The organism is Sphingobium psychrophilum (genome assembly GCF_012927105.1).
In the GTDB taxonomy this organism is placed as follows: Bacteria; Pseudomonadota; Alphaproteobacteria; order Sphingomonadales; family Sphingomonadaceae; genus Sphingobium; species Sphingobium psychrophilum.
Map to the genome: position 1 here is coordinate 131,395 of NZ_JABBFV010000004.1, position 23,834 is coordinate 155,228.

Consider the following 23,834-nt stretch of genomic DNA (forward strand, 5'->3'; position numbering starts at 1 on the left):
GCCCAGACGACGCCGGACAATCAACCCCGTCGGTCGAAAGGCCACAGGCCCTTACCCCATAATCAGCACACATCCTCTTCGCGCACCACCGGCCGGCTTTCCCGCGTCGCCCGCATCCGGCTCGCCTTGTCGTCCTCGTCGCTGGTCAGCACGACATGATCGTCATGCACCTCCAGCAGCACGCCCGCGAACGGAAAGCCGTCCAGGCTGCCCATCACCCGGTAACTGACCGGATCACCGACCTTGAAGGTCGCCGGATCGGTGTTGAAGGTGAAGGGACAACCGCCCTCGCCCATGCCCTGCATATCATCTCTCCTTTGCCGCCATATTATCCGTCCGTTCCGCCCGATCAAGCCGCGCGATGCCCCCTGCCCAAGCCATCGCCACCTCGCTAAAGCATCCACCATGGACATCCGCCTCGCCACCCCCGCCGACCTGCCCCTGCTCCATCGCGTGATCCAGCGCGCCTATCGCGGCGACTCCGCCCGCGCCGGCTGGACCTTCGAATCCGACCTGCTCAGCGGCCCGCGCACCAGCCTCGATACGCTCGCCAAGATCCTGGCCAACCCTGCCGAACGGCTGGTGGTCGCGCTGGATGCGGAGGAAATGCCGATCGGCTGCGTCCAGATCACGGACCGCGGTGCCGGCATCGCCTATCTCGGCCTGCTCTGCATCGATCCGGCGCGCCAGGCCGCGGGCCTTGGCCGTCGCCTCATCGCCGCGGCGGAGGATCACGCCGCCCGCCTCTTTACCGCCAGCCTGATGGAAATGACCGTCATAGACAGCCGCACCGAACTGATCGCCTGGTATCAGCGCCGCGGCTATGTCTTGACCGGCGAGGTGCGCCCCTTCCCGATCCCGCTCGATTCCCCGCTGGCGATGGTGGTGCTGGCAAAAGCGCTGGCGACCCGAAACGATCTCGGCTAGGTCGCGGCCCATGCTCACGCGGCTCTACCAATGGACCCTGGCCAAGGCGGCGCACCGCCATGCCGAACGCTGGCTTTTCGCCATCAGTTTCATGGAATCGAGCTTCTTCCCGATCCCGCCCCATCCGCTGCTCGGCCTCATGTGCCTGGCCCGCCCGGAAAAGGCGCTCCGCTTCGGCTTCATCTGCACCCTGGCCTCGGTGATGGGCGGTATGTTGGGCTACGCCATCGGCCATTTCCTCTATGAAGCGCTCGGTCAGCAGATCCTGACCGCGCTCGGCCTTGCCGCCAAATTCCCGGTCGCGGCCTGCTACCTGCGCGATTACGGCGCGGAAATCATCCTCATCAAGGGCGCGACGCCCATCCCGTTCAAGCTCATCACGATCACGGCGGGCTTCGTCGGCCTGTCGCTCTTCACCTTCCTGTGGGCCAGCATCGTCAGCCGCGCCTTTCAGTTCATGCTGGTGGGCTTCCTGTTCTGGAAATTCGGACGGCCGATCAAGGCGTTCATCGAAAAATATCTCGCCTGGCTCTCCGCTCTCTTCCTCGTCCTCATCGTCGGGGGCTTCATCGCCGCCTCGATGCTGACCGGCGGCGTGAAGAAAGACGACAAATGCAGCCACGCCACCATGGCGACTCTTGATGTGACTGGCGGCCGATAACGCCGATGCGCGCGCTGCTTGCCATGTTCGCCGCCCGTCCGAAACTGGCCGCGCTGCTCGCCGGTTTCGCCTCGGCCACCGGCTTCGCACCGCTTAACCTCTGGCCCGTCACCCTCGCCTGCCTCACCGCGCTGATCGTCCTGATCGAGCGCGCCCCCGACCGCCGCGCCGCCTTCACCCGCGGCTGGCTGTTCGGCGTCGGCCATTTCACCCTGGGCCTCAACTGGATCGCCCACGCCTTCACCTTCCAGGCAACCATGCCCCACTGGTTCGGCTATGGCGCGGTGATCCTGCTCTCGCTCTACCTTGCGGTCTTCCCCGGCTTCGCGACGCTGGGCGCATGGTGGATACACAATAAACTCCCCTCCCTTTCAATGGAGGGGCAGCGAGACTTGGCGGCTCTGCCGCCTAGTCGCAGCGGGGTGGGCACAAATGCGACGTTCGTCCTCCTCCTGGCCGCCACCTGGCTCGCCACCGAATATTTGCGTGCGACCCTCTTCACCGGCTTCGCCTGGAACCCGCTGGGGGCGGTCCTCCTCCCCACGGGACTTGGTATAGCCGCCACCCTGATCGGCACCTACGGCCTCGGCGCGCTCACCATCCTCGCCGCCGCCGCCCTCCTCTTCACCGTCCGCCGCCAGTATCGCCCCGCCGCGATCCTCGCCGCACCGCTCCTCGCCCTCGCCCTCTGGGGCCTCCTCTCCCCCGCCCCCATCACGCCCCCCGGCGCGCCCCGCATCCGCATCGTCCAACCCAATATCGGCCAGGACGAGAAATACTCCGCCGCCCTCGAACAGGCGCATTTCCGCACTCTCGCGGCGCTGTCCGGCACGCCGCGCCCGGCCCCGCGCCTTATCTTCTGGCCCGAAGCGGCCATCCCCGCCTATCTCGACATGGAACCCGACTGGCGCGCCCGCCTCGCCGGCCTGCTCGGCCCCGGCGACCTGCTGATGACCGGCGCGACCAAAGTCTATTTCAAGCCCGACCCGAACAGCCCGATCGGCGAATCCAAACTGGCCGGCGCGAACAACAGCCTGTTCATCGTCACCCCCGACGCCCGCCTGCTCACCCGCTATGACAAGTCGCATCTGGTCCCCTATGGCGAATATCTGCCGATGCGGTCGATCCTTGAACCCATAGGCCTGTCCCGCCTCGTCCCCGGCGACGCCGACTTCTGGCCCGGCCCCGGCCCGCAAAGCCTCACCCTGCCCGCAACGCTCGGCCGCCCGGACCTCAAGATGGGCGTGCAAATCTGCTACGAGATCATTTTTTCGGGCCATGTCATCGATCCCGCCAACCGCCCGGCCTTCCTCTTCAACCCCTCCAACGACGCCTGGTTCGGCAGTTGGGGTCCGGTCCAGCATCTCGCCCAAGCCCGCCTCCGCGCGATCGAGGAAGGCGTACCGATCATCCGCTCGACCCCCACCGGCGTCTCGGCGATCATCGATGCGCGCGGCCATGTCGTCCACGCGCTCGGCCTCAACCGCGCCGGTTTCCTCGATTCCGGCCTGCCCCCCGCGCTGCCGCCCACACTCTTCGCGCGGCTCGGCAACTGGGCGTCCGGCCTGCTGATGCTCATCCTGCTTGGCGCGGCCATTGCCATCCGCCGAGGCAAAAGCTAATAACGACATAACGATTTCTTTATATCGAACTCTGCCCAAGCATCTTATGGGAGCCTCATGCGCAATCAATTTCTCTTCACCTCGGAATCCGTGTCCGAAGGCCATCCCGACAAGGTCGCGGACCAGATTTCCGACTCGATCGTCGATCTGTTCCTGTCCAAAGACCCCGAAGCCCGCATCGCCTGCGAAACCCTGACCACGACCCAATTGGTCGTCCTGGCCGGCGAAATCCGTTGCAAGGGCGTCTATGAAAATGGCGCCTGGGCGCCCGGCGCGCAGGAAGAGATCGAAGCCACCGTCCGCGAAACGGTCAAGCGCATCGGTTACGAGCAGGACGGCTTCCACTGGCAGACCTTCCGCTTCGAAAACAACCTCCACGGCCAGTCCGCCCATATCGCCCAAGGCGTCGATGAAAGCGGCAACAAGGATGAAGGCGCCGGCGATCAGGGTATCATGTTCGGCTATGCGTCGGACGAAACCCCCGACCTGATGCCCGCCACCCTCTATTACAGCCACAAGATCCTGGAACGTATGGCCGCCGATCGCCATGCCAAGGTCGTGCCCTTTCTGGAGCCGGACGCCAAGAGCCAGGTGACGCTCGAATATATCGATGAAAAGCCGGTCCGCGCGACCGCCCTCGTCGTCTCGACCCAGCACGCCGCGGGCATGGACAATGACGCCAGCCGCGCGGAATTGCGCGCATACGTCAAGGGCGTGATGGCCGACATCCTGCCCGACGGCTGGCTTCCCGAAGACGAGAAAATCTACGTCAACCCGACCGGCCTGTTCGAAATCGGCGGTCCCGACGGCGACGCAGGCCTCACCGGCCGCAAGATCATCGTCGACACCTATGGCGGCGCGTCGCCCCATGGCGGCGGCGCGTTCAGCGGCAAAGACCCGACCAAGGTCGACCGCTCGGCCGCCTATGTCACCCGCTATCTGGCCAAGAACATCGTCGCTGCCGGCCTCGCCCGTCGCTGCACGATCCAGCTGAGCTACGCCATCGGCGTCGCCGAACCGCTCTCGCTCTATGTCGATCTGCACGGCACCGGCACGGTGGACGCCGCCGCGATCGAGGCGGTCCTGCCGACCCTCGTGCGCCTGACACCCAAGGGCATCCGCACCCATCTCGGCCTCAACAAGCCGATCTACCAGAAGACCGCCGCCTATGGCCATTTCGGCCGCACCCCCGAAGGCGACTATTTCCCTTGGGAAAAGACCGACCTGGTAGACGCCCTCAAGGCCGCCCTGGCCTGATCCAACTACGCCCCTCCCGCTTGCGTTGGCCGGAGGCACGTGACTCCGGCCAAGGGCAGCGAGACTTGGTTCGGCGCAGCCGGGCCTAGTCGCAGCGGGGTGGGCACGACCCCACCATCCAATCCCGAAAAGGGCGCCGCAGCATCACGCTCCGGCGCCCTTTTCATGTCTCCGTCCCCTGTCCATAAAATGACGAAAAGTTCATTAGGAAAGCCCTCCCGTCCGGCGCATATCGCCCTTGTCGGGTCCGCCACCCCTGTCGGACCCGACACCTCTCCCCAAAGAGGCTTTCAATGACAAAGATGGTTGCCTCCGCCCTCCTCGGCCTCGCTATGATCGTCGGCAATGTTGCTCCTGCATCGGCCGCCCCCTGCAAGGACGCGAAGGGCAAGTTCGTCAAATGCGCCCCGAAACCGCCCGTCAAAAAGGCGGTCTGCAAGAACGCCAAGGGTCGTTTCATCAAGTGCAGATGACCTGACGAACGACGGCGGCGGGCGGCTTTCAGCCATGTCCCGTCGAAACCGGCGACGCTCCTCCTCAGCGCTGACCGCCAACCGCTTTTCATTCTGTCCCTTCCCACGACCCCGCCTGCACAGAAGGGGTTCGGGAGGGGACAGGTTTACGCCATGCGCAGCAAGCGCGCGCCGCATCACCTCCCCGCTTGCCCTCCTCGCCCCCTCCCGCTAGTCAGCCGCCCCATGACAGCGCATAAATCGGGCGATCCCACGACCCTCAACCGCCTCTATGGCCGCCAGTCGGGGCACAAGCTGCGCCAGGGGCAGCAGGAACTGGTCGACACCCTCCTGCCCGCCATATCGGTGCCGGAAGAAGGCGAGATCACCGCCGCCGGCCTGTTCGGCTACGACCGCCCGCTCCATTTCGAAATCGGTTTCGGCGGCGGCGAACATATGGCGCATCGCGCCGACATGCTCCCCGATCATGGCTTCATCGGCGCGGAACCGTTCCTCAACGGCGTCGTCACCGCGCTCGGCCATGTCCGCGACGGCGCGCTGGGCAATGTCCGCCTCCATATGGGCGACGCGCTTCAGGTTCTGTCCCGCATCCCCGACGGCGCCTTGAGCTTCGCCTATCTGCTCCACCCCGATCCCTGGCCCAAGGCGCGCCATGCCAAGCGCCGCATGATGAACCCCGGCCCGGTCGCGATGATCGCGCGCAAACTCAAGCCCGGTGGCGAGTTCCGCTTCGGCACCGACCATCCGGTCTATCTGCGCTGGGCGCTGATGGTGATGAACGGCCATTCCGACTTCGAATGGCTGGCCAGCGAGCCGAAGGATTTCCAAAACCGCCCCGGCGGCTGGCCCGAAACCCGCTATGAGGCGAAGGCCCGCCGCATCGGCCATGAAGTCTGGTACTTCCGTTACCGGCGTCGCTGAACCCGTTACGGCGCGCCCGGATCGAACAGCCCGATCGGCGCGCCAAATTCGTCAGGCCAGGCCAGATAGGCGACATCGGTCGGCCCGACGACGAACGCCCGCACCATCCACCGCCCGTCCTGCTGCTCCAGCAGGGCATAGACGTCCGGCCCATCGAATATCCCTGCCTCGACCCGTTCGGCATGGCGCGTCTTGCGAAAATCGATCGCCCCGCCCGCCGGCGTCTGCGGCACGACATGGGCAAAGGCCCAGCGATCCTGCCGCCGCAGCCGATGCACCACGAACTTGACCTTTTGCGCAAGGTCGCGTTCGACCGCGGGCCGCAACGCATCGAGCAGAATCCGCCGCTGCGGATCGGCGACACCGATATCGCTCGCCCCGGCCAGCGCGGCCATCACCATCATCGTCGCGATCATCCGCCCCTCCCGTCAAAGCCGGACCGATAGCCCAGCCCCGCCGCCATGGACATGAAAAAGGCCGCGCGTGGCCCCCACCCCGCGCGGCCCTTCATTGGACGAACAAACCCGGCACGTAAAAACCCGGCTCAGTTCGCCTTGGAAAGATCGACCTTTTCCACCCATTCGGGGTAGAAGGTCGGTTCGCGGTTGGACCAACCCACCGCCGTCGCCGCCGCCTCGCTGATCGACTGGAGCAGCGCGCGCCGCTTTTCGGGATGCAGATGGGGCAGGCTCGCCGCCGCGCAGAAAGCACCCGGCAACCAAGGCCGCGCCCCCGCGCCCAGCAATCGCTCATAGAGGAAGCGGTAGGAGGAAAAGCTACCCAGCCGATCCTGGCCGAGGTCGAACGCGGACACCGTCACCAGCGGCGCCATGAACGGCTCCACCTGTTCCAGACCGCTGTCGTCGGGCACGCGCGCCTTGATATCGTCCAGCCGCCCATAGATGCGCGCCTGCGCCCGGATGGAGGCCTCCTCGACCATGTCGCGGGACCATAGCTTCATCGCGTCGCGGCGATGCAGCCCGATATCCAGCGATCGGCGAATATAGCGTTGCGTAGAGGATGAGAAGCTTGCGAACTCTCGCAGTTCCGCCAGGGTTACAGCCCCATCCGCCGGTCTTGCACTCGTACCCATGTCATGCCCTCCGACTGGAAGTCGTAGGATGGAACGTGCGCCCTCTATGGTTACTGAAGGCTTAAGGGCCTGTTCCACCGCCATTCACAAGGGACCAGATTTCTTTTTGCAGCGCAACATGAAAATCTCATGACTGCGGCGAATGGAATTTTTGGCAAGCATCTCAATAGGCAACGACCAGCTTACGCCACTACATGCGGTTTGGGCGTTGTGGCCGCAACGGCCTCTGCCCCAATCAGCCAGACGAATGCTTCGTCTGCTTGCGTGAAGATGCGCATATAGGGTTGGGTCATTTCCCGTCGCACTTGCAGCTTGGCGATGACACTCGCTGTAACAATGGCGATTCGTGATGCACGCGGAAACAGCCCCTCGCCCAGATGTGTACGAAACGCCGCCACAGCTTCCTGGGGCTGCACCGCGCTGCGGCGCATGTCCATGCGTAACCGATAACCCGGCGAAAAGCCCTCGGCGACGAACCGCGCTTTCACATCACGGGCGTAGGCAGCGACGTCATCGGCGTCGAACAGACCATGCCAGCTTATGTCGAGCAGGTTGACGTCTTTGCGAAAATTAATCTCGTACATGATGGCACCTCCGCGGCCTTCATGCCCGATCCGCCTTACCCAACTCTTATCGCGCCATCAGTTAACCGAACTGCCCACGCATAGGCCTGCCATATCACCGATGCGACAGGACGACGTCGATACTGGGCAATCAAATCAGGCCCCGGCGCGCCGCTCCAGCACCGCGCCGATCATCGACCGCCACACCGCGACATCGCCCGCCTGCGCCATCTGGGCATCGGGTTCGCGCAACGTGTGCAGGATGGCATAGGCGTCGTCGACATGGTCGGGCCAGGCCGCATCTACCGCGCCGGCCGCATGGGGATCGCTGCCGCCGCCGTTCAGGCTCAATTGGCGCCCGGCCAGCACGCGGGCGATACGCTCGATGGCGGGGGTGGTGGACGTCGGCATGGATGGCAAACTCCTCTCTTGCGGGCGGCGCTTTGGCTCTACCACCGCCATGATAGCATGTTCATATCGGCGGAGCTATGCGTCCCCGCCTTCCTTATAGCCCGAAGACGGCACCGGATCGCCATGGTCGCCAGGCTTCGTGGTCGATGGCGGATCGGATGCGTCCATCGAATCCTTCAGGCTCTCGTCACGCTTTTCGTCATGATCCAGCACATGGTCCTGCGCATCGCTATCGCGGTCGTCGCCCGCTTCCTCACGGCTGTTGGGACGCATATCGGTCTTGTTGTCCGTCATGATGTCTCTCCTGTATCTAACCGGATCAACGGACGGCGCGGCGGCGCGGTTCCGCTTCGACCAACGCCGCCGCCTGTTCGACCAGCAACCGGGCACGCTACAGACTTTTGCCCCGTCACGGCGTAGACAGGCATCATGATTGATCTCCCCGAAGACGGCGATCGCGGCGTGGCACCGTCGATCGCGCTCTATTCCATCCTGGGCTTCTGGTTCTTCTACACCATCATCGTGACCTTGCGCGCCGCCGTCATCGGCTTCGACGCGCAGCTGGATCTGGCCGCCCGCCGCATGGTGGTGGCGGTGATCGGCATCATCGTCACCTGGATACTCTATCTCGCCCTGCGCCGCTTCGACGGCAAACCGCTCAGCGTGCGGATCGTCGCGGCCTTCTCGCTCGCCGCGCCCTTCGCGCTCGCGATGGCGGCGGCCAACTATTATATCTTCAACGTCTATGATCCGGTCACCCTCTTCCCCGACGCGGAATCGAAAAAGAAGATAGCGGAGGACGGCTATGTCCTCATCCAGATCGTCGAGGATGCGATCAGCCGCTATTTCTTCCTCGCCGCCTGGGCCGGCCTCTATCTCGCTCTGTCCTACGCCAGCGAAGCGCATCGCACCGAACGCCGCGCCGCCCGGCTGGAACGCGCCGCCCAGCAGGCCGAACTGCGCTCGCTGCGCTATCAGGTGAACCCGCATTTCCTGTTCAATACGCTCAACTCCCTCTCCACCCTGGTCATGCGCAACCGCCCGGACGAAGCGGAACAGATGATCATGTCCCTCTCCAATTTCTACCGCACCAGCCTGACCGGCGATCCGCTTGAAGAGGTGCCGCTGGAGGAGGAGGTCCATCTCCAGAAACTCTATCTGGATATCGAATCGGTCCGCTTCCCCGATCGGTTGAAGACGGTGGTCGATATCCCGCCTGCGCTGATGAACGCCTGCGTCCCCGGCCTCATCCTCCAGCCGCTCGTCGAAAACGCGATCAAATATGGCGTATCGCGCACCTCCAGCCCGGTGGAGATCCGCATCACCGCGCGAGAGGATGGCGACCTGATGCACATCGCCGTCACCGACGATGGCGACAATCCGCCCGGCCTGTCGGACAGCGGCAGCGGCATCGGCCTTGCAAATGTGCGCGATCGGCTGACCGCGCGCTTTGGCGATCAGGGCCAGATCGTCTATGGTCCGCGCGAGGGGAAGGGTTTTTCCGTCCTCCTCACCTTGCCCATCATCCGCCGGGGTTGCTGACGCCCATGTCCATCCGAACAATGATCGTCGACGATGAACCGCTCGCCGTCGAACGCCTCCAGATGCTATGCGCGCGCGAACCGCGCATCGCCCTGGTCGGCACCGCCACCGACGGCGAAGCCGCACTCCGCCTGATCGAAGGGCTGAAACCCGACCTCGTCATGCTCGACATCGCCATGCCCCTGCTCGATGGCATCGGCGTAGCCCGCGCCGTCGGCCGCATGGGCATCCGCCCCGCGGTGATCTTCGTGACCGCCTTCGAAGGGTTCGCGGTGGAAGCGTTCGATCTCGCCGCTGTCGATTATCTGCTCAAGCCCGTCGCCCATGATCGCCTGACCCGCGCGGTCGACCGTGTCGAAGTGGCGCTGCGCCACCAGTCCCCCGACGCCGCGCCCGCCATCTCCAGCGCACCGCAGCCCGAATGGGCCGAGGAATTCTGGGTGCCGCACCGCTCCGAACTGATCCGCATCGCCACCGACCAGATCGAGCGGATAGAGGCGGAGCGCGACTATATGCGCCTGCATGTCGGCGGCCACAGCTATCTGCTGCACCAGACTATCAGCAGCCTGGAGGAACGGCTCGATCCCCAGCAGTTCGTCCGCCTGCACCGCAGCCACATCGTCCGCCGCGACCATATCGCCCGCCTGCGCCACGACGGCAGCGGCGTCTGGTTCGCGGCACTCGCCGACGGAGGCGAAATCCGCATCGGCCGCACGTTCCTGGCGAACGCGCGCGCGATGACGGGGCGGTGATGGCTTACCCTGTTCCCCGGCGAAGGCCGGGGTCCAGTTCCGCCCTCTCAACTGGACCCCGGCCTTCGCCGGGGAACGCCGACCACCGCCCTTAGATTGCCTGCCCCGCAGCCCATCCACTCGCCCAGGCCCACTGGAAATTATACCCCCCCAGCCATCCGGTAACGTCCACAGCTTCCCCGATCGCATAAAGCCCCGGCACCTTGGCCGCCTCCATCGTCCGCGAAGACAGCCCGGCCGTCGCAATGCCGCCCACCGTCACCTCGGCCTTCATATAGCCCTCCGTCCCCGACGGCGCGAATGGCCAGTCGCTTAAGCGCGCGGCTACCTGCCGCAGCGCCTTGTCGGACAGGTTGCCCATCTCGCCCTGCACCCCGATCCGCTCCAGCAGCGTATCGGCCAGCCGTTCGGTCAGCGCCTGCGCCACCACCTTGCGCAGCATCACCCGCGGCCGCTCCCGCTTCTCCGCCAGCAGCCAGTCCGCCGCCTTGTCCGGCAGGAAATCGACCTGGATCGGCGTGCGATGCTGCCAGTAGGAGGATATCTGCAACATCGCCGGCCCCGACAGACCGCGATGCGTGAACAGCGCCGCCTCGCGGAAGCGCGTCTTGTCCCAGCGCACTTCGACATCGGCCGACACGCCCGCCAGCGACTGGAACAGCGCCTCCTCCGGCCCCAGCGTAAACGGCACCAGCGCCGGGCGCGGCTGCACGATGCTGAGGCCAAAATGCCGCGCCACATCATAGGCAAAGCCGGTCGCGCCCATCTTCGGGATCGACGGCCCGCCGGTCGCCAGCACCAGCGCGGGCGCGCGATACACTGTCCCGCCGATCGTCACCCGATACAGGCCATCGCCATGGTCGACATCGGCGATCGACTGCCCCAGCGCCAGCGTCACGCCGCCCTTGGCGCATTCCTCCTCCAGCATCGCGACGATCTGCTTGGCCGATCCGTCGCAGAACAGCTGCCCCAGCGTCTTTTCATGCCAGGCAATGCCGTAGCGATCGACCAGCCCGATAAAGTCCGACGCCGTATAGCGCCCCAGCGCCGACTTGGCGAAATGCGGATTGGCGGACAGATATCGGTCGGCGGCGGTGTGAATATTGGTGAAATTGCAACGCCCCCCGCCTGAAATCAGGATCTTCTTGCCCACCGCATCGGCATGGTCGACCAGCAGCACCCGCTTGCCCCGCTGGCCCGCGGTCGCCGCGCACATGAGGCCCGCCGCACCAGCGCCCAGCACGATCGCATCATAGTCCGCCATCAGCGCGCCCGCTTCAGGCGAACCACCGCCTCGTCCAGCGTCTGTAGAAAACGCGACCGGTCATTCTTGCCAAAGGGCGGCGGCCCGCCAATCTGGTCGCCACCCGCCCGCAAATCCGCCATGATCGCCCGCGTCGCGATCGCCGCGCCGATCGAACTATGCGTGAACGCCTTGCCATTGGGACCAATCACCACCGCCCCCGCCTTCAGGCAACGATCGGCCAGCAAGATGTCCGCGGTGATGCACACCGACGCCGCATCGGCTCGCTCGGCGATCCAGTCGTCCGCCGCATCGAACCCGTCGCTCACCACCACCCGGTCGAGCAGCGGATGGGCGGGAATACGGATCGGGCTGTTGCTCACGATCGTCACGGGGACTTCATGCCGCCAGGCGACCTTGTAGATCTCCTCCTTCACAGGGCAGGCATCGGCATCGACCAATATCTTCATGGCCTGCGCGATAGGCCGTGGGACTGATAGAGACAAGGATGCGCGGCTTATTTCGCGTAGCGCCATTCCCCGCCTTCACCCCGCGCCGCTCCTGTCCTACATGGGTCGGCATGAACGCCCCCCCGAACGCGCCCCTGTATAACAAGGACATATTGCGGCTCGCCGCCGGCATCCCGCACCACCAGCGGTTGTCGGACGCGCAGGCCAGCGTCGAAAAACGCTCCCCTACCTGCGGGTCGCGCATCACCGCCGACGTGCGCATGGCCGACGGCCGCCTCGCCGACATGGGTCTGGACGTAAAGGCCTGCGCGCTGGGCCAAGCATCCGCCGCGCTGATGGCGGGCCACGCGATCGGCCTCACCGCCGACGAACTGGCCGACGCCCGCGACAAACTCGCCGCCTTTCTGTCGGGCGACAGTGACGATCTCGACTTCTGGCCCGGCCTCGCCGTCCTCGCCCCGGCGCGCGGCTATCCGGCCCGCCATGCCTCGATCCGCCTCGGCTTCGAAGCGATCGCCGAAGCCGCCCGACAAGCGGACGCCTGATGGAAGCGCATCAGGCCGTCAGCGCCACCGACATTCTCCTGTCCGAAGGCGTCATCCTGCTAGGCGCCGCCGTGCTCTTCGTCATGCTCTTCCGTCGCTTCGGCCTCGGCGCGGTGTTGGGCTATCTGGTCGCGGGCGCGCTGGTCGGACCGCAGGGGCTGGGCCTCGTCGGCGGCGGCGAATCGAAGCTCGCCATCGCCGAAATCGGCATCGTCCTGCTACTGTTCCTCGTCGGCCTCGAACTGCACCCCGCACGGCTCTGGCGCCTGAAACGCGACATTTTCGCGCTCGGCCTGGCGCAAGTGGTGCTGTGCGGCTGCATCCTCACTGCCATCATCTTCTATTCGACCGGCTTCAGCTGGGGCGCGGCGATCGCGCTCGGCCTGCCGCTTGCCCTCTCCTCCACCGCGCAGGTGCTGCCGGGCCTCAAGTCCAGCGGCCGCATCAACTCCCCCTTCGGTGAGAAGGTCTTCTCGATCCTGCTGTTTCAGGATCTCTCCATCGTCCCGCTCATCACCATCGTCGCCGCCCTGTCCCGCAACCCCGCCGATGCCGGTGGCCCACCGGGATGGATGATGGCGGGCTACACCATCGCCGCCATCGCCGGCCTCGTCCTGGCCGGCCGCTTCATCCTGCGCCCGCTGCTGGGACTGGTCGGCCGCATGGGCGAACGCGAGATGTTCGTCGTCGTCGGCCTCTTCACCGTGCTCGCCGCCGCCGCACTGATGCACAGTCTGCACCTCTCCACCGCGCTCGGCGCTTTCGTCGCGGGCGTCATGCTCGCCGATTCGCCCTACCGGCATGAGATAGAGGCCGACGTCGAACCCTTCCGCTCGATCCTGCTCGGCCTCTTCTTCCTGGCCGTCGGCATGGTGCTGGACCTGCGCGCCGTCGCCGCCAACCCGCTGTTCGTCCTCTCCATGGCGGTCGTGCTCGTCGCGACCAAGGCGGCGATCATCACAGGCCTTGCGCGCCTTTTCGGCATGGAATGGCGTCCGGCGCTGGGTGCGGGCCTGCTGCTCAGCCAGGGTGGCGAATTTGGCTTCGTGCTCTTCACCCAGGCGCAAAACGCCCTGTTGATCGCACCGGAAGCCGCCAGCCTGTTCGCCGCCATCGTCACCTTCTCGATGGCGACGACGCCCTTCCTGATGCTGTTCGCCCGCCGTTTCGAGTTTGCGAAGCCCAAGGACCAGCACCTGCCCGGCCCGGAGGATGCGCCGCGCGGCTCCGCCATCATCGTTGGCTATGGCCGCTTCGGGCAGACGGTCGCGCAAATGCTGATGGGCCATGGCTTTGGCGTCACCCTGATCGACAAGAAGCCCGCCCAGATCGAGGTGTCGAGCCGTTTCGACATGAAGGTCTATTATGGTGACGGCACCCGCATGGACCTGCTCCACCGCGCCGGGGCGGACGAAGCGCGTCTCATCGCCTTCTGCATCGACGACCCCTCGCTCGATTCGCGCGCGCTCCAGCCCATCGCCCAGGCCTTCCCCCAGGCCGCGCTGATGGTCCGCGCCTTCGACCGGCGGCAGGTTCTTGAACTACAGGACATGGATCTCGCCGGCATAGTCCGCGAAGTCTATGAATCGGCCATCTGCATGGGCGTGCAGGCGATGCAGTCGCTTGGCGTGCCGGACGGCGAAGTCGAGGAAGTCGAGCGCCAATATCGCCAGAACGACGCGCAGCGCATGGCGCTCCAGACCGAACATGGCAGTCTGCTCGCGGCCAAGGACTTGATGTATCGCCCCGGCAAGTCCATGCGGCTGCTCAGCAGAGGGGATGGAGAAAAGGCATGATCGCGATACTGGCCTGTCTGTCGGCGGCATTGGCGATAGGCGCCGGCGCATTCGGCGCGCATGGCGTCGCCGATCCCAAGGCGGCGGAATGGCTGCGCACCGGCGGCCTCTATCAGTTGATCCACGCGGTCGCCGCGATCGCCCTTACCGGCGTCGCGCGCGGCGCAGCGGCGCTGATGCTCATGGGTGCGGCGATCTTCGCCCTTACCCTCTATGCCATGGCGCTGGGCGGCCCCAAATGGCTGGGCGCGGTCACGCCGATCGGCGGCGTGCTGATGATCGCTGGCTGGCTCTGGGCCGCATGGACCTTTGGACAGCGCTGAAACCGCGCCCTTGCCCCCGATCCCTCGCACGCCTAGATTGGGCAATATGGCCGACCATCACCATCATCACGAACCGACCGGCACCAAGCTCGCCGACGCCGCGCGCCTGACGCTGGAGGCGCAGGAAGAGCAATGGACACCGATGCGCGCCGCCATTTTCGATGCGCTCGCGGCGGAGGAACGGCCCGCTTCGGCCTATGACATCGCCGATACCGTGTCCAAGACGCGCGGCAAGCGCGTCGCCCCCAACAGCGTCTATCGCATCCTCGACCTGTTCGTGACGAACAACATCGCGATACGGGTGGAAAGCGCCAACGCTTATATCGCCAACGCCCATCCGGGCTGTCACCATGACTGCATCTTCCTGGTCTGCCGAAATTGCAAGCAGGCGACCCATGTCGATGACGACAAGGTGACGGGCGATGTGCGCGCGGTCGCGGCCCATGAAGGCTTCCATGCCGAACGGCCGGTGATCGAGGTATTGGGCACCTGTGCGAAATGCGCGGCCTGATGGAGCGTTGCGCTTCCGCCCGGAACGGCCTAGCGGACCCTGCTTTGATCCTGAACGGCCTTTGGGCCGGGGGAGTCTATGTCTTTGATGAATGATCGCCCGGAAACCCCGCTCCTCGACCAGGTCGTCTGGCCGTCGGACCTGCGCGCCCTCAAGCCCGACCAGCTGCGCCAGCTGGCCGACGAACTGCGGCAGGAGGTCATATCCGCCGTCGGCGTGACCGGAGGCCATCTGGGGTCCGGCCTCGGCGTGGTCGAACTGACCACCGCGATCCATTATGTGTTCGACACCCCCCAGGACAAGCTGGTGTGGGACGTCGGGCATCAATGCTATCCGCACAAGATCCTGACCGGCCGGCGCGACCGCATCCGCACCCTGCGCATGGGCGGCGGCCTGTCCGGCTTCACCAAGCGCAGCGAATCGGACTATGACCCGTTCGGCGCAGCGCACAGCTCCACCTCGATCAGCGCCGCCTTGGGCTTCGCCGTCGCCAACAAGATGCAGGATCGCCCTGGCAAGGGCATCGCTGTGATCGGCGACGGCGCGATGTCGGCGGGCATGGCCTATGAGGCGATGAACAACGCGCGCGCGGCCGGCAACCGCCTGGTCGTCATCCTCAACGACAATGACATGTCGATCGCACCTCCTGTTGGGGGATTGTCCGCCTATCTCGCCCGCCTCGTGTCCAGCCGCGAATTTCTCGGCCTGCGCGACCTCGCCAAGCGCCTCGCGCGCAAACTGCCCCGCCCGCTCCACAATGCCGCCCGCAAGACGGACGAGTTCGCCCGCGGCATGGCGATGGGCGGCACCCTGTTCGAGGAACTGGGCTTCTATTATGTCGGCCCGGTCGACGGCCATAATCTCGACCAGTTGATCCCGGTGCTGGAAAATGTCCGCGACGCCGCAGAAGGCCCCTGCCTCGTCCATGTCGTCACGCAAAAGGGCAAGGGCTATGGCCCGGCCGAAGCGGCGGCGGACAAATATCATGGCGTCCAGAAATTCGACATCGTCACCGGCGCCCAGGCGAAGGCCCCACCGGGACCGCCCAGCTACACCAATGTCTTCGCCCAGGCGCTGATCGCCGAAGCGCAGCGCGATCCCAAGGTTTGCGCCATCACCGCGGCCATGCCGTCGGGCACCGGCCTCGACAAATTCGAACTCGCTTTCCCCGATCGCACCTTCGACGTCGGCATCGCCGAACAACATGCCGTCACCTTCGCGGCCGGCCTCGCGGCGGAAGGGATGCGCCCCTTCTGCGCCATCTATTCGACCTTCCTGCAACGCGCCTATGACCAGGTCGTGCATGACGTTGCGATCCAGAATCTGCCCGTCCGCTTCGCCATCGACCGCGCCGGCCTGGTCGGTGCCGACGGCTCGACCCATGCGGGCAGTTTCGACGTCACCTATCTCGCCACCCTGCCCAATATGGTGGTGATGGCCGCCGCGGACGAGGCGGAACTGGTCCATATGGTCCACACTTGCGCGATGCATGACAGCGGCCCGATCGCGCTGCGCTATCCGCGCGGCAACGGTACCGGCGTCGCCATGCCCGAAATCCCCGAACGGCTGGCAATCGGCAAGGGCCGGATCGTGCGCGACGGGCGTCAGGTTGCCATCCTCTCGCTCGGTACCAGGCTAGAGGAAGCGCTCAAGGCCGCCGAAGCGCTGGAGGCCAAGGGTCTTTCCACCACCGTCGCCGACCTGCGCTTCGCCAAACCGCTGGACGAAGCGCTGATCCGCAAGCTGCTGACCACGCACGAAGTCGCCGTGACGATCGAGGAAGGTGCGATCGGCGGCCTCGGCGCGCATGTGTTGACCCTGGCGAGCGACCTCGGCCTCATCGACAATGGCCTGAAGCTGCGCACCATGCGCCTGCCCGACATTTTTCAGGACCAGGACAAGCCGGAAAAACAATATGCCGACGCCCGTCTGGACGCCGACGCCATTGTCGACACCGTCCTGACCGCCCTGCGCCACAATAGCGTAGGCACAGAGGCGCGGGCCTGACCATCGACAGGAACTAAATCATCCTCGCAAACGTAATGGATCAACCGTGCCGTCAGTACGCTGAACGGCACGGCCATTGGGAGCGGAGGAAACGGTTGGCGTCGCATCTTCAACGGATATCGCGGGCGTTCGCTAAACCCTCGCCCGCCCTTTGCCTATTAATCCTGTGCGCCGCATGTCAGCAAAAGCCCGTCGACATCGCGCCACCCCGCGCGTCCGATCCTGTCCCGGCACCCCAGGAAAAGTCCCTGATCGCGGTGCCGGTCGATGCGGATGCCGGCGCTTTGCGCGAGGCGATCGAACAGGCGGTGCCGCGCATCCTGTGGACCATCAACCGGCGCGAACCGCGCTGCGTCGCACCGCAAAAGGTCAAGATATTCGGCGGGGAGCTAAAGGTCACGCCGCCCATCGGCTGCACCATCGTAGGCACCGTCACGCGCGGCCCGGTCAGCCTGCGCGGCGAAGGGCGGGAGATCATCGCTGACCTGCCCATCCATGCCAGCATCAGCGCGCGCGACGTGGGCGGCGTGCTGAAAGGCGAAACCGCGACCGGATCGGCCATGGTGCAGGCCCGCATCACCATCGACCTGGCGCGCGACTGGACACCCAAGGGCACGGTGCGGCTGCATTATGACTGGACCACGCCGCCGGGCATCGATTTCCTGGGTCAGCGCATCGGCTTCACGGACGAAGCCGATGCGAAACTGCGCCCCATCGTCGCCAAACTGGAGCGGGATTTGCCGCGCGAACTCAGCAGCATGAACCTGCGCGGCGAAGCGGAAAAATACTGGCGTCAGGCCTTCTCCACGCTGGAACTGAACAGGCAAAATCCGCCCGTCTGGATGCGCATCAGCCCGCAGAAGATATTCTACAACGGCTACACGATGCGCGGCCGCTCGATCCGGCTGGACCTGGGCATGGAAGCGATAACGGAAACCTTCGTGGGCGATCGTCCTTCAGCACCGCAGCCGACGGCCCTACCGCCGCTCGACCGGGCACCGGTACGAAACCGGCTGTCCTTCCATCTGCCGGTGACAGCGGATTATCGCCAGCTTCAACCCGTCATTCAGCGCGCCTTGTCGAAACGCGCCGCGCGTCCGTTTAACCTACCCGGCATCGGCGCGGTGTCGACGCGCTTTTCCAACGTGACCTGCTATGGCGCGACGGGCGGGCGGATCGCGGTGGGCGTCGATGTCACCGCCCGGCCCGCCGATTCGACGGAGGATATCCATGGCCGCATCTGGCTGGCGGCGCGTCCGGTCAATGCCGCCAACTCGCCGCGCGTGGGCTTTGTCGATCCCGTCATCACCGGCGATACGGACGGCGTCAGCGGCGACACGCTATTGGCGATCGGGCAAAGCCCCGGCTTCTCCAGCCTGATCGCCAGTGCACTCGGTCAGAATTTCGCAAAGGATATAGCGGAACTCAAACGCAAGATCGGCCGCGCCATCGCAGACAAGCGAGAAGGCGACTTCGTCATCCACGCCCATGCCGATCGGTTCGACATCGGCCAGATCCACGCTTATGGCCAGGGATTGCACCTGCCCGTCCATGCAACGGGTCAGGCGCAGATCAGCTATCGACCGACCGACGGCGCGGCAAAGTAAGCCGCGCCGTCCGATTGATCAGGCCGAATATCAGGGCTGCGGCGTCGCGGCGCGCGCCTCCTGGCCGTCGCCTTCGGGCGCGGCGATGATGTCGCGGGTGGTCGCACCCTTGTCCACGACCTCGGTGCCCGGATCGCCCACCGACGATCGGATGCCCGACGCGGCATTGGCGCGACCGGCCGCGGTCAGCGTGCTGCTCTCACCGGCGCTGCGGGCGGCGGGGCCGCCGAACATCGCGTCCATCGCCGCCTTGCTCGAATCGACCGACGCAGCGGCCGGCGTGCCCGGCGCAGGCGGCACCAGCGCGAAGTCGGGCGGGATTACCAGCGGCGCCTGACGCGAGACGGCGAATTCATCGGGGCGCTGGCGGTTCATCAGGCCACCGCCGCCGCCACAGGCGGACAGGATGGACACAAGGCCGGCAGCGAGGATCAGTTTACGCATTACTTCAAAGTCTCCGTCTTTGCGCCCTTGTCGCGCAGCAGCAACGCCCGCGCAAGCAGGATCAACACGCCGATGGTGATGGCGGCGTCAGCCAGGTTGAAAATCAGGAATGGCCGCCACTCGCCGATGTGCAGGTCCGCATAATCAATGACATAGCCCAGCCGCACGCGGTCCACGATATTGCCGATCGCCCCGCCCAGCACCAGGCCCAGCGCGGCGACATCCTGCCGCGCCTTTTCGCGCCACATCCACACGCCGACGAAGGCGGAGATGAGGACCGTCATCCCCACCAGCGCCCAGCGCGCGGTGTCGGTGTCGGCATGGAAGAACCCCATCGAAACGCCGCGATTTTCCAGCCAGCGCAGGCGGAAGAAGGGCAGGATATCGATCCCCTCCACCCGGCTTTTCAGCGCCAGCGGATAGGTGACCGTATATTTGATGAGCTGGTCCAGCGCGAGCGTCACGATCGCGACGGTCAGCCCCAGCGGGCGGTGGTTGACGGCGTTCATGCGTTCAACACCCCGTCACAACGGTCGCACAGCGTCCCATCTTCCGTCACTTCCGGCAGCTTGCGCCAACAACGGCCGCATTTGTGCCATTCGCTAGGCGTCACGATGATGCCGTCGCCCTCGCCCATGGTCACCCGCGCAACGATCGCCACTTCGGCGAAATCAACGTCGCCCACCGGCAGCCATTCGCCCATGGTGACGTCCGCGTCCAGGCTGGATCGCACGATCTTCTCGCGCCGCAACGGCTCGATCGCCTCGTTCACCTGTTCGCGCTGGCTGCGCAGTTCGGCCCACTTGCTGTCCAGGTCGCCGTTCAACCAGTGCTTCTCGATCTCCGGCCATTCGAGGAAATGGACGCTCTCTGCCTCATCAGGGAAGCGGCTCTGCCACACTTCTTCCGCGGTGAAGGGGATGATCGGCGCGGCATAGCGGACCAGCGCATGGAACAGCGTGTCCAACAGCGTGCGATAGGCGCGGCGCTTGGGGTCGCTCTTCGCGTCGCAATAGAGGCAATCTTTGCGGATATCGAAGAAGAAGGCCGACAGGTCGCTATTGGCGAAGTCGAACAGCGCGCGGGTATAGCGGCTGAACTCCAGCCATGTCTCGCTGCCCTTGCTCTTGTCCACCACGCCACGCAGTTCCGCGTCCAGCGCCGCCAGCCGATGAAGCATATAGCGCTCCAGCTCCGGCATCTCGGCATAGGACACCGCCTCGCTGTCCTCATCATAATCGGCCAGCGCGCCGAGCATGTAGCGGAACGTATTGCGCAGCTTGCGATAGGCGTCGGACGACCCGGCCAGCACTTCCTTGCCGATGCGCACATCGTCGAAATAATCGGTGCTGGCGACCCAGACGCGCAAAATGTCCGCGCCGCTTTCGCCCATGATCTTGAGCGGATCGACCACATTGCCAAGGCTCTTGGACATTTTCTTGCCCGTGCCATCCAGCGCGAAGCCGTGGGTCAGGACAGCCTTATAGGGTGCCTGTCCGCGCGTGCCGCAGCTTTCCAGAAGCGAGGACTGGAACCAGCCGCGATGCTGGTCCGATCCCTCGATATACAGGTCGGCGCGCGTCCCTTCGCCATAGCGGCCCTCGACCACGAAACTGTGGGTCGATCCGCTGTCGAACCAGACGTCGAGAATGTCGTTCACGACTTCGTAGTTATCAAGGTCATAGTCTGGACCAAGCAGCGCCTGATGATCCGCCCCGAACCAGGCGTCCGCGCCCGCGCCCTTGAACGCCTCGATGATGCGGGCATTAACCGCCGGATCGACCAGATATTGCCCACTCTTGCGATGGACATAAAGCGCGATCGGCACGCCCCAGGCGCGCTGGCGACTGATAACCCAGTCGGGGCGGCCTTCGACCATGGAGCGGATGCGGTTGGTGGATCGCTCCGGCACCCAGCGGGTCTGGGCGATCGCGTCGACCGCGATCTCGCGCAGCGTCGGACCGTTGCCGGCGATGATCGGGGTCGGCATCACGCCGCCGTCCACATCGGCGACCGCGCCTTCCTGGGGCTTATCCATCGGGATGAACCATTGCGGGGTGCAACGATAGATGATCCGCGCCTTAGACCGCCAACTATGCGGATAGCTGTGGCGGAAGTCGCTGGCGGAGAGCAACGCGCCCGCGGCGCGCAGATCGCTACAGATCGGGCCGTCCACACCGTTGAACTTGGTGTTGATGACGCTGCCCTGCCCCGGCAGCCATTCCCAATCGTCGCGATAGAAGCCCGCATCATTGACCGCAAACACCGGATCGATACCCAGCTTCTTGCAGGCGATGAAATCCTCCTCGCCATGGTCGGGCGCCATATGGACAAGGCCGGTGCCCGCGTCGGTGGTGACGTGATCGGCGGGGAGGAAGGGACGGGGCCGATCGAAGAAAGAGCCGCTCTTAAGCCCCTCCCCTTCAGGGGAGGGGGTGGGGTGGGGGCGTGCCCCGGACACTGTGTCATCCGGCACGCCCCCACCCCCGGCCCCTCCCCTGAAGGGGAGGGGTGAGGAAAGGCGGCCAGCCATCGGGTGGCGGGCAATGGCTCCGGCAAGTTGCGCACCTTTGACCACACTCTTCTGGGTCAGGTGGAAATGAGCATTAAACTCACTCCAAGCCTTATTAAGTCGTTCTTCGAAATCACGAACAAGATTTGGTTCGTTTGCAATCAACAGCTTCTTGCCTTGGAAAAACTGCAACGCCGAATTTTGAGCGACATCTACTTTCTCAAGGCTTCGGATAACCGGAGTAGGATCGAATACAGCATACTCAATTTCCTCCCCGAAAGCGATCGCCTGGTTCACCGGGATCGTCCAGGGCGTCGTCGTCCAGATCACCGCATAAGCGCCGACCAGTTCCGGCGCGTTCGGCGCTTCCACGATCTCGAACGCCACGTCGATCTGCGTCGACGTCACATCCTCATACTCAACTTCGGCTTCGGCCAGCGCGGTCTTCTCCACCGGCGACCACATGACGGGCTTGGCCCCGCGATAGAGCTGCCCACTCTCGGCGAATTTCAGCAACTCGCCCACGATCGTCGCTTCCGCGTCGAATTTCATCGTGAGGTACGGATCGGCCCAATCGCCCATCACGCCCAGCCGCTTGAACTGCTCCTTCTGCACGCCCACCCAACGGTCGGCATAGGCGCGGCACTGGGCGCGAAATTCCTGAGCCGGAACCTCGTCCTTGTTCAGCTTCTTCTTGCGATATTCCTCCTCGATCTTCCATTCGATCGGCAGGCCATGGCAGTCCCAGCCGGGCACATAGGGCGCATCCTTGCCCAGCAAGGATTGCGATCGGACGATGATGTCCTTCAGCACCTTGTTCATCGCATGGCCCATATGGATGTCGCCATTGGCGTAGGGCGGGCCGTCATGAAGGATGAAGCGCTCACGCCCGGCCCGCTTCTCGCGCAGGCGGTCGTACAGGCCCATCGCCTCCCACTTGGCGGCGATCGCCGGTTCCTTCTGGGCCAGCCCCGCCTTCATCGGAAAGTCGGTGACGGGCAGGAAGACGGTGGACTTATAATCAGGTGCGTCGGTCATGGGGTTCCAGAACAACCAAGGTCCGTTCGCCCTGAGCCTGTCGAAGGGCCGTCCTTTCTCAACGAAAGAAGGGCGGGGCTTCGACAGGCTCAGCCCGAACGGGTGAGGAAAAACGTGCCCGGTGCCTTAAGCGAGCCGGGGCGTTCCCGCAAGGATTTGCCGCGCGTCCACGCAGTCCTGCGCAATGCCCGCCATCAGCGCGTCCAGCCCATCATATTTCCGCTCGCCGTGCAGATAGTGGATCAACTGCACCTCGATCACCTGGTCGTAAAGGCTTTCGGCGAAATCGAAGAAATGCGGCTCCAGCAATTCCTTGGGCGGATCGAAACTGGGGCGGATGCCCAAGTTCGCCGCCCCGTCCAGCATACGGCCGTCGGGCAACAGCCCGCGCACCGCATAAATGCCATAGGCCGGCCGCAGATAATGGCCCATGTCGATATTGGCGGTCGGAAAACCGATGGTGCGGCCCAGCTTGTCGCCATGCTGCACCACGCCCTGAATGGTGAAGGGCCGCGTCAGCAGCCGTGTGGCGGTGTCGCAGTCCCCGGCGCGAAGCGTGTCGCGGATGCGGCTTGAGGATATGATCTCGTCGCTGCCGTCGGTCACGGCCGGCACCGCTTCGGCCACCATGTCCAGCGCCGTGCCCAGTTCCGCCAGGGTGGCGGCATTGCCGCTCCTGGCCTGGCCAAAGGTGAAATCCTGCCCTGTCACGACCCCGGCCGCGCCCAGATCCTGCACCAGGAACGCTGCAAATTCCTCCGCGGGCATCCCCGCCATGGCTGGGGTGAAATCGAACACCAGCATCGCGTCCGCCCCCGCCGCCGCGAACAGCGCTTGCCGCTGGTCCAGCGTCGTCAGGCGGAACCAGGGTGTGTCGGGCCGGAACAGCCGCACCGGATGGGGATCGAAAGTGGCGACGATCGCCGGCCGCCCCTCGGCCCGCGCGCGCGCGATCGCCCGCGCAACCACCGCCTGATGGCCCGCGTGAAACCCGTCGAAATTGCCGAGCGCCATGATGCTCCCGCGCAGATGCGGCGGGATCGGGGCGCTGCTCCTAAGCCGCTCCATGGCGCGGCCTATAGGGGGGTGGATGGGGCGTGGCAATCAGGATGCTTG

Annotated in this window: 26 protein-coding genes; 14 read left to right on the plus strand and 12 right to left on the minus strand. The window is 65.1% G+C overall.

Annotated features, from left to right (window positions below):
• Positions 1–62 precede the first annotated feature (62 nt).
• A complete protein-coding gene (locus tag HHL08_RS07265; RefSeq protein ID WP_169571912.1) occupies positions 63–305 on the minus strand; it encodes a hypothetical protein in 243 nt (80 codons plus the stop codon).
• Positions 306–405: 100 nt separating this feature from the next.
• On the opposite strand from HHL08_RS07265, the gene HHL08_RS07270 reads away from it, so the two are divergent.
• The 6 genes from HHL08_RS07270 (at position 406) to trmB (ending at position 5,861) form a co-directional block, all read left to right on the plus strand.
• Positions 406–927 carry a GNAT family N-acetyltransferase gene (locus tag HHL08_RS07270; protein WP_169571913.1) on the plus strand — a complete coding sequence of 174 codons (522 nt, stop codon included), beginning with the start codon at positions 406–408 and terminating at the stop codon, positions 925–927.
• A 10-nt stretch (positions 928–937) separates the two neighbouring features.
• Complete coding sequence (locus HHL08_RS07275; protein WP_169571915.1) at positions 938–1,588, plus strand: YqaA family protein; 651 nt, start codon at positions 938–940, stop codon at positions 1,586–1,588.
• Between the two features lie 5 nt (positions 1,589–1,593).
• Positions 1,594–3,210, plus strand: a complete 1,617-nt coding sequence (gene lnt / locus HHL08_RS07280) for an apolipoprotein N-acyltransferase (RefSeq protein ID WP_235954973.1) — start codon at positions 1,594–1,596, stop codon at positions 3,208–3,210.
• A gap of 57 nt (positions 3,211–3,267) precedes the next feature.
• Entirely contained in the window at positions 3,268–4,467 is a 1,200-nt protein-coding gene (metK, locus tag HHL08_RS07285) for a methionine adenosyltransferase (protein WP_169571917.1), read from the plus strand.
• A 302-nt stretch (positions 4,468–4,769) separates the two neighbouring features.
• Positions 4,770–4,940, plus strand: a complete 171-nt coding sequence (locus HHL08_RS07290) for a hypothetical protein (protein WP_328804593.1) — start codon at positions 4,770–4,772, stop codon at positions 4,938–4,940.
• Between the two features lie 225 nt (positions 4,941–5,165).
• A complete protein-coding gene (gene trmB, locus HHL08_RS07295; RefSeq protein ID WP_169571921.1) occupies positions 5,166–5,861 on the plus strand; it encodes a tRNA (guanine(46)-N(7))-methyltransferase TrmB in 696 nt (231 codons plus the stop codon).
• 5 nt (positions 5,862–5,866) lie between these two features.
• Here trmB and HHL08_RS07300 read toward each other — a convergent pair whose 3' ends face one another.
• The 5 genes from HHL08_RS07300 to HHL08_RS07320 all read right to left on the minus strand — a co-directional run bounded on the left by HHL08_RS07300 (position 5,867) and on the right by HHL08_RS07320 (position 8,222).
• Entirely contained in the window at positions 5,867–6,277 is a 411-nt protein-coding gene (locus HHL08_RS07300) for a hypothetical protein (RefSeq protein ID WP_169571923.1), read from the minus strand.
• 128 nt (positions 6,278–6,405) lie between these two features.
• The gene (locus tag HHL08_RS07305; RefSeq protein ID WP_088181843.1) at positions 6,406–6,954 is read right to left on the minus strand and encodes a hypothetical protein; all 549 of its coding nucleotides are present in this window, start codon (positions 6,952–6,954) and stop codon (positions 6,406–6,408) included.
• Positions 6,955–7,136: 182 nt separating this feature from the next.
• A complete protein-coding gene (locus tag HHL08_RS07310) occupies positions 7,137–7,538 on the minus strand; it encodes an STAS/SEC14 domain-containing protein (protein ID WP_169571925.1) in 402 nt (133 codons plus the stop codon).
• A 135-nt stretch (positions 7,539–7,673) separates the two neighbouring features.
• Positions 7,674–7,928 carry a hypothetical protein gene (locus tag HHL08_RS07315; RefSeq protein WP_169571927.1) on the minus strand — a complete coding sequence of 85 codons (255 nt, stop codon included), beginning with the start codon at positions 7,926–7,928 and terminating at the stop codon, positions 7,674–7,676.
• 75 nt (positions 7,929–8,003) lie between these two features.
• On the minus strand, positions 8,004–8,222 hold the full coding sequence (locus HHL08_RS07320; protein WP_169571928.1) for a hypothetical protein: 219 nt from the start codon (positions 8,220–8,222) through the stop codon (positions 8,004–8,006).
• A 135-nt stretch (positions 8,223–8,357) separates the two neighbouring features.
• Between HHL08_RS07320 and HHL08_RS07325 the strand changes: the two genes are divergently transcribed.
• Both HHL08_RS07325 and HHL08_RS07330 read left to right on the plus strand, forming a co-directional pair.
• Positions 8,358–9,470 carry a sensor histidine kinase gene (locus HHL08_RS07325; protein ID WP_169571930.1) on the plus strand — a complete coding sequence of 371 codons (1,113 nt, stop codon included), beginning with the start codon at positions 8,358–8,360 and terminating at the stop codon, positions 9,468–9,470.
• Positions 9,471–9,475: 5 nt separating this feature from the next.
• Complete coding sequence (locus HHL08_RS07330) at positions 9,476–10,222, plus strand: LytR/AlgR family response regulator transcription factor (protein ID WP_169571932.1); 747 nt, start codon at positions 9,476–9,478, stop codon at positions 10,220–10,222.
• 91 nt (positions 10,223–10,313) lie between these two features.
• Here HHL08_RS07330 and HHL08_RS07335 read toward each other — a convergent pair whose 3' ends face one another.
• Together HHL08_RS07335 and HHL08_RS07340 are read right to left on the minus strand one after the other, a co-directional pair.
• A complete protein-coding gene (locus HHL08_RS07335) occupies positions 10,314–11,486 on the minus strand; it encodes a BaiN/RdsA family NAD(P)/FAD-dependent oxidoreductase (protein ID WP_169571934.1) in 1,173 nt (390 codons plus the stop codon).
• Positions 11,486–11,935 (minus strand): YaiI/YqxD family protein, encoded by a 450-nt coding sequence (locus tag HHL08_RS07340; RefSeq protein ID WP_169571936.1) that lies wholly within the window; start codon positions 11,933–11,935, stop codon positions 11,486–11,488. Before HHL08_RS07340 ends, HHL08_RS07335 begins: the two co-directional genes overlap by 1 nt.
• Before the next feature lie 110 nt (positions 11,936–12,045).
• Here HHL08_RS07340 and HHL08_RS07345 point away from each other — a divergent pair, with 110 nt between their 5' ends.
• The 6 genes from HHL08_RS07345 to HHL08_RS07370 all read left to right on the plus strand — a co-directional run bounded on the left by HHL08_RS07345 (position 12,046) and on the right by HHL08_RS07370 (position 18,724).
• Positions 12,046–12,480, plus strand: a complete 435-nt coding sequence (locus HHL08_RS07345) for an iron-sulfur cluster assembly scaffold protein (protein WP_169571938.1) — start codon at positions 12,046–12,048, stop codon at positions 12,478–12,480.
• Positions 12,480–14,276 carry a cation:proton antiporter domain-containing protein gene (locus HHL08_RS07350; RefSeq protein ID WP_169571940.1) on the plus strand — a complete coding sequence of 599 codons (1,797 nt, stop codon included), beginning with the start codon at positions 12,480–12,482 and terminating at the stop codon, positions 14,274–14,276. Before HHL08_RS07345 ends, HHL08_RS07350 begins: the two co-directional genes overlap by 1 nt.
• Entirely contained in the window at positions 14,273–14,599 is a 327-nt protein-coding gene (locus tag HHL08_RS07355; RefSeq protein WP_169571942.1) for a DUF423 domain-containing protein, read from the plus strand. The genes HHL08_RS07350 and HHL08_RS07355 overlap by 4 nt, the downstream gene beginning before the upstream one ends.
• A gap of 46 nt (positions 14,600–14,645) precedes the next feature.
• Positions 14,646–15,110 (plus strand): Fur family transcriptional regulator, encoded by a 465-nt coding sequence (locus tag HHL08_RS07360; protein WP_169571944.1) that lies wholly within the window; start codon positions 14,646–14,648, stop codon positions 15,108–15,110.
• 87 nt (positions 15,111–15,197) lie between these two features.
• The gene (gene dxs, locus HHL08_RS07365; RefSeq protein WP_169571946.1) at positions 15,198–17,117 is read left to right on the plus strand and encodes a 1-deoxy-D-xylulose-5-phosphate synthase; all 1,920 of its coding nucleotides are present in this window, start codon (positions 15,198–15,200) and stop codon (positions 17,115–17,117) included.
• 95 nt (positions 17,118–17,212) lie between these two features.
• The gene (locus HHL08_RS07370) at positions 17,213–18,724 is read left to right on the plus strand and encodes a DUF4403 family protein (RefSeq protein WP_206377765.1); all 1,512 of its coding nucleotides are present in this window, start codon (positions 17,213–17,215) and stop codon (positions 18,722–18,724) included.
• A gap of 30 nt (positions 18,725–18,754) precedes the next feature.
• On the opposite strand, the gene HHL08_RS07375 is transcribed toward HHL08_RS07370, so the two are convergent.
• The 4 genes from HHL08_RS07375 to HHL08_RS07390 form a co-directional block, all read right to left on the minus strand.
• A complete protein-coding gene (locus tag HHL08_RS07375) occupies positions 18,755–19,168 on the minus strand; it encodes a DUF3035 domain-containing protein (protein ID WP_169571950.1) in 414 nt (137 codons plus the stop codon).
• Positions 19,168–19,677, minus strand: a complete 510-nt coding sequence (lspA, locus tag HHL08_RS07380; RefSeq protein ID WP_169571952.1) for a signal peptidase II — start codon at positions 19,675–19,677, stop codon at positions 19,168–19,170. The genes HHL08_RS07375 and lspA overlap by 1 nt, the downstream gene beginning before the upstream one ends.
• Complete coding sequence (ileS, locus tag HHL08_RS07385) at positions 19,674–22,718, minus strand: isoleucine--tRNA ligase (protein WP_169571954.1); 3,045 nt, start codon at positions 22,716–22,718, stop codon at positions 19,674–19,676. The genes lspA and ileS overlap by 4 nt, the downstream gene beginning before the upstream one ends.
• Before the next feature lie 126 nt (positions 22,719–22,844).
• Positions 22,845–23,786, minus strand: coding sequence for a bifunctional riboflavin kinase/FAD synthetase (locus tag HHL08_RS07390; protein ID WP_169571956.1), 942 nt, complete (start codon positions 23,784–23,786; stop codon positions 22,845–22,847).
• Between the last annotated feature and the right edge of the window lie 48 nt (positions 23,787–23,834).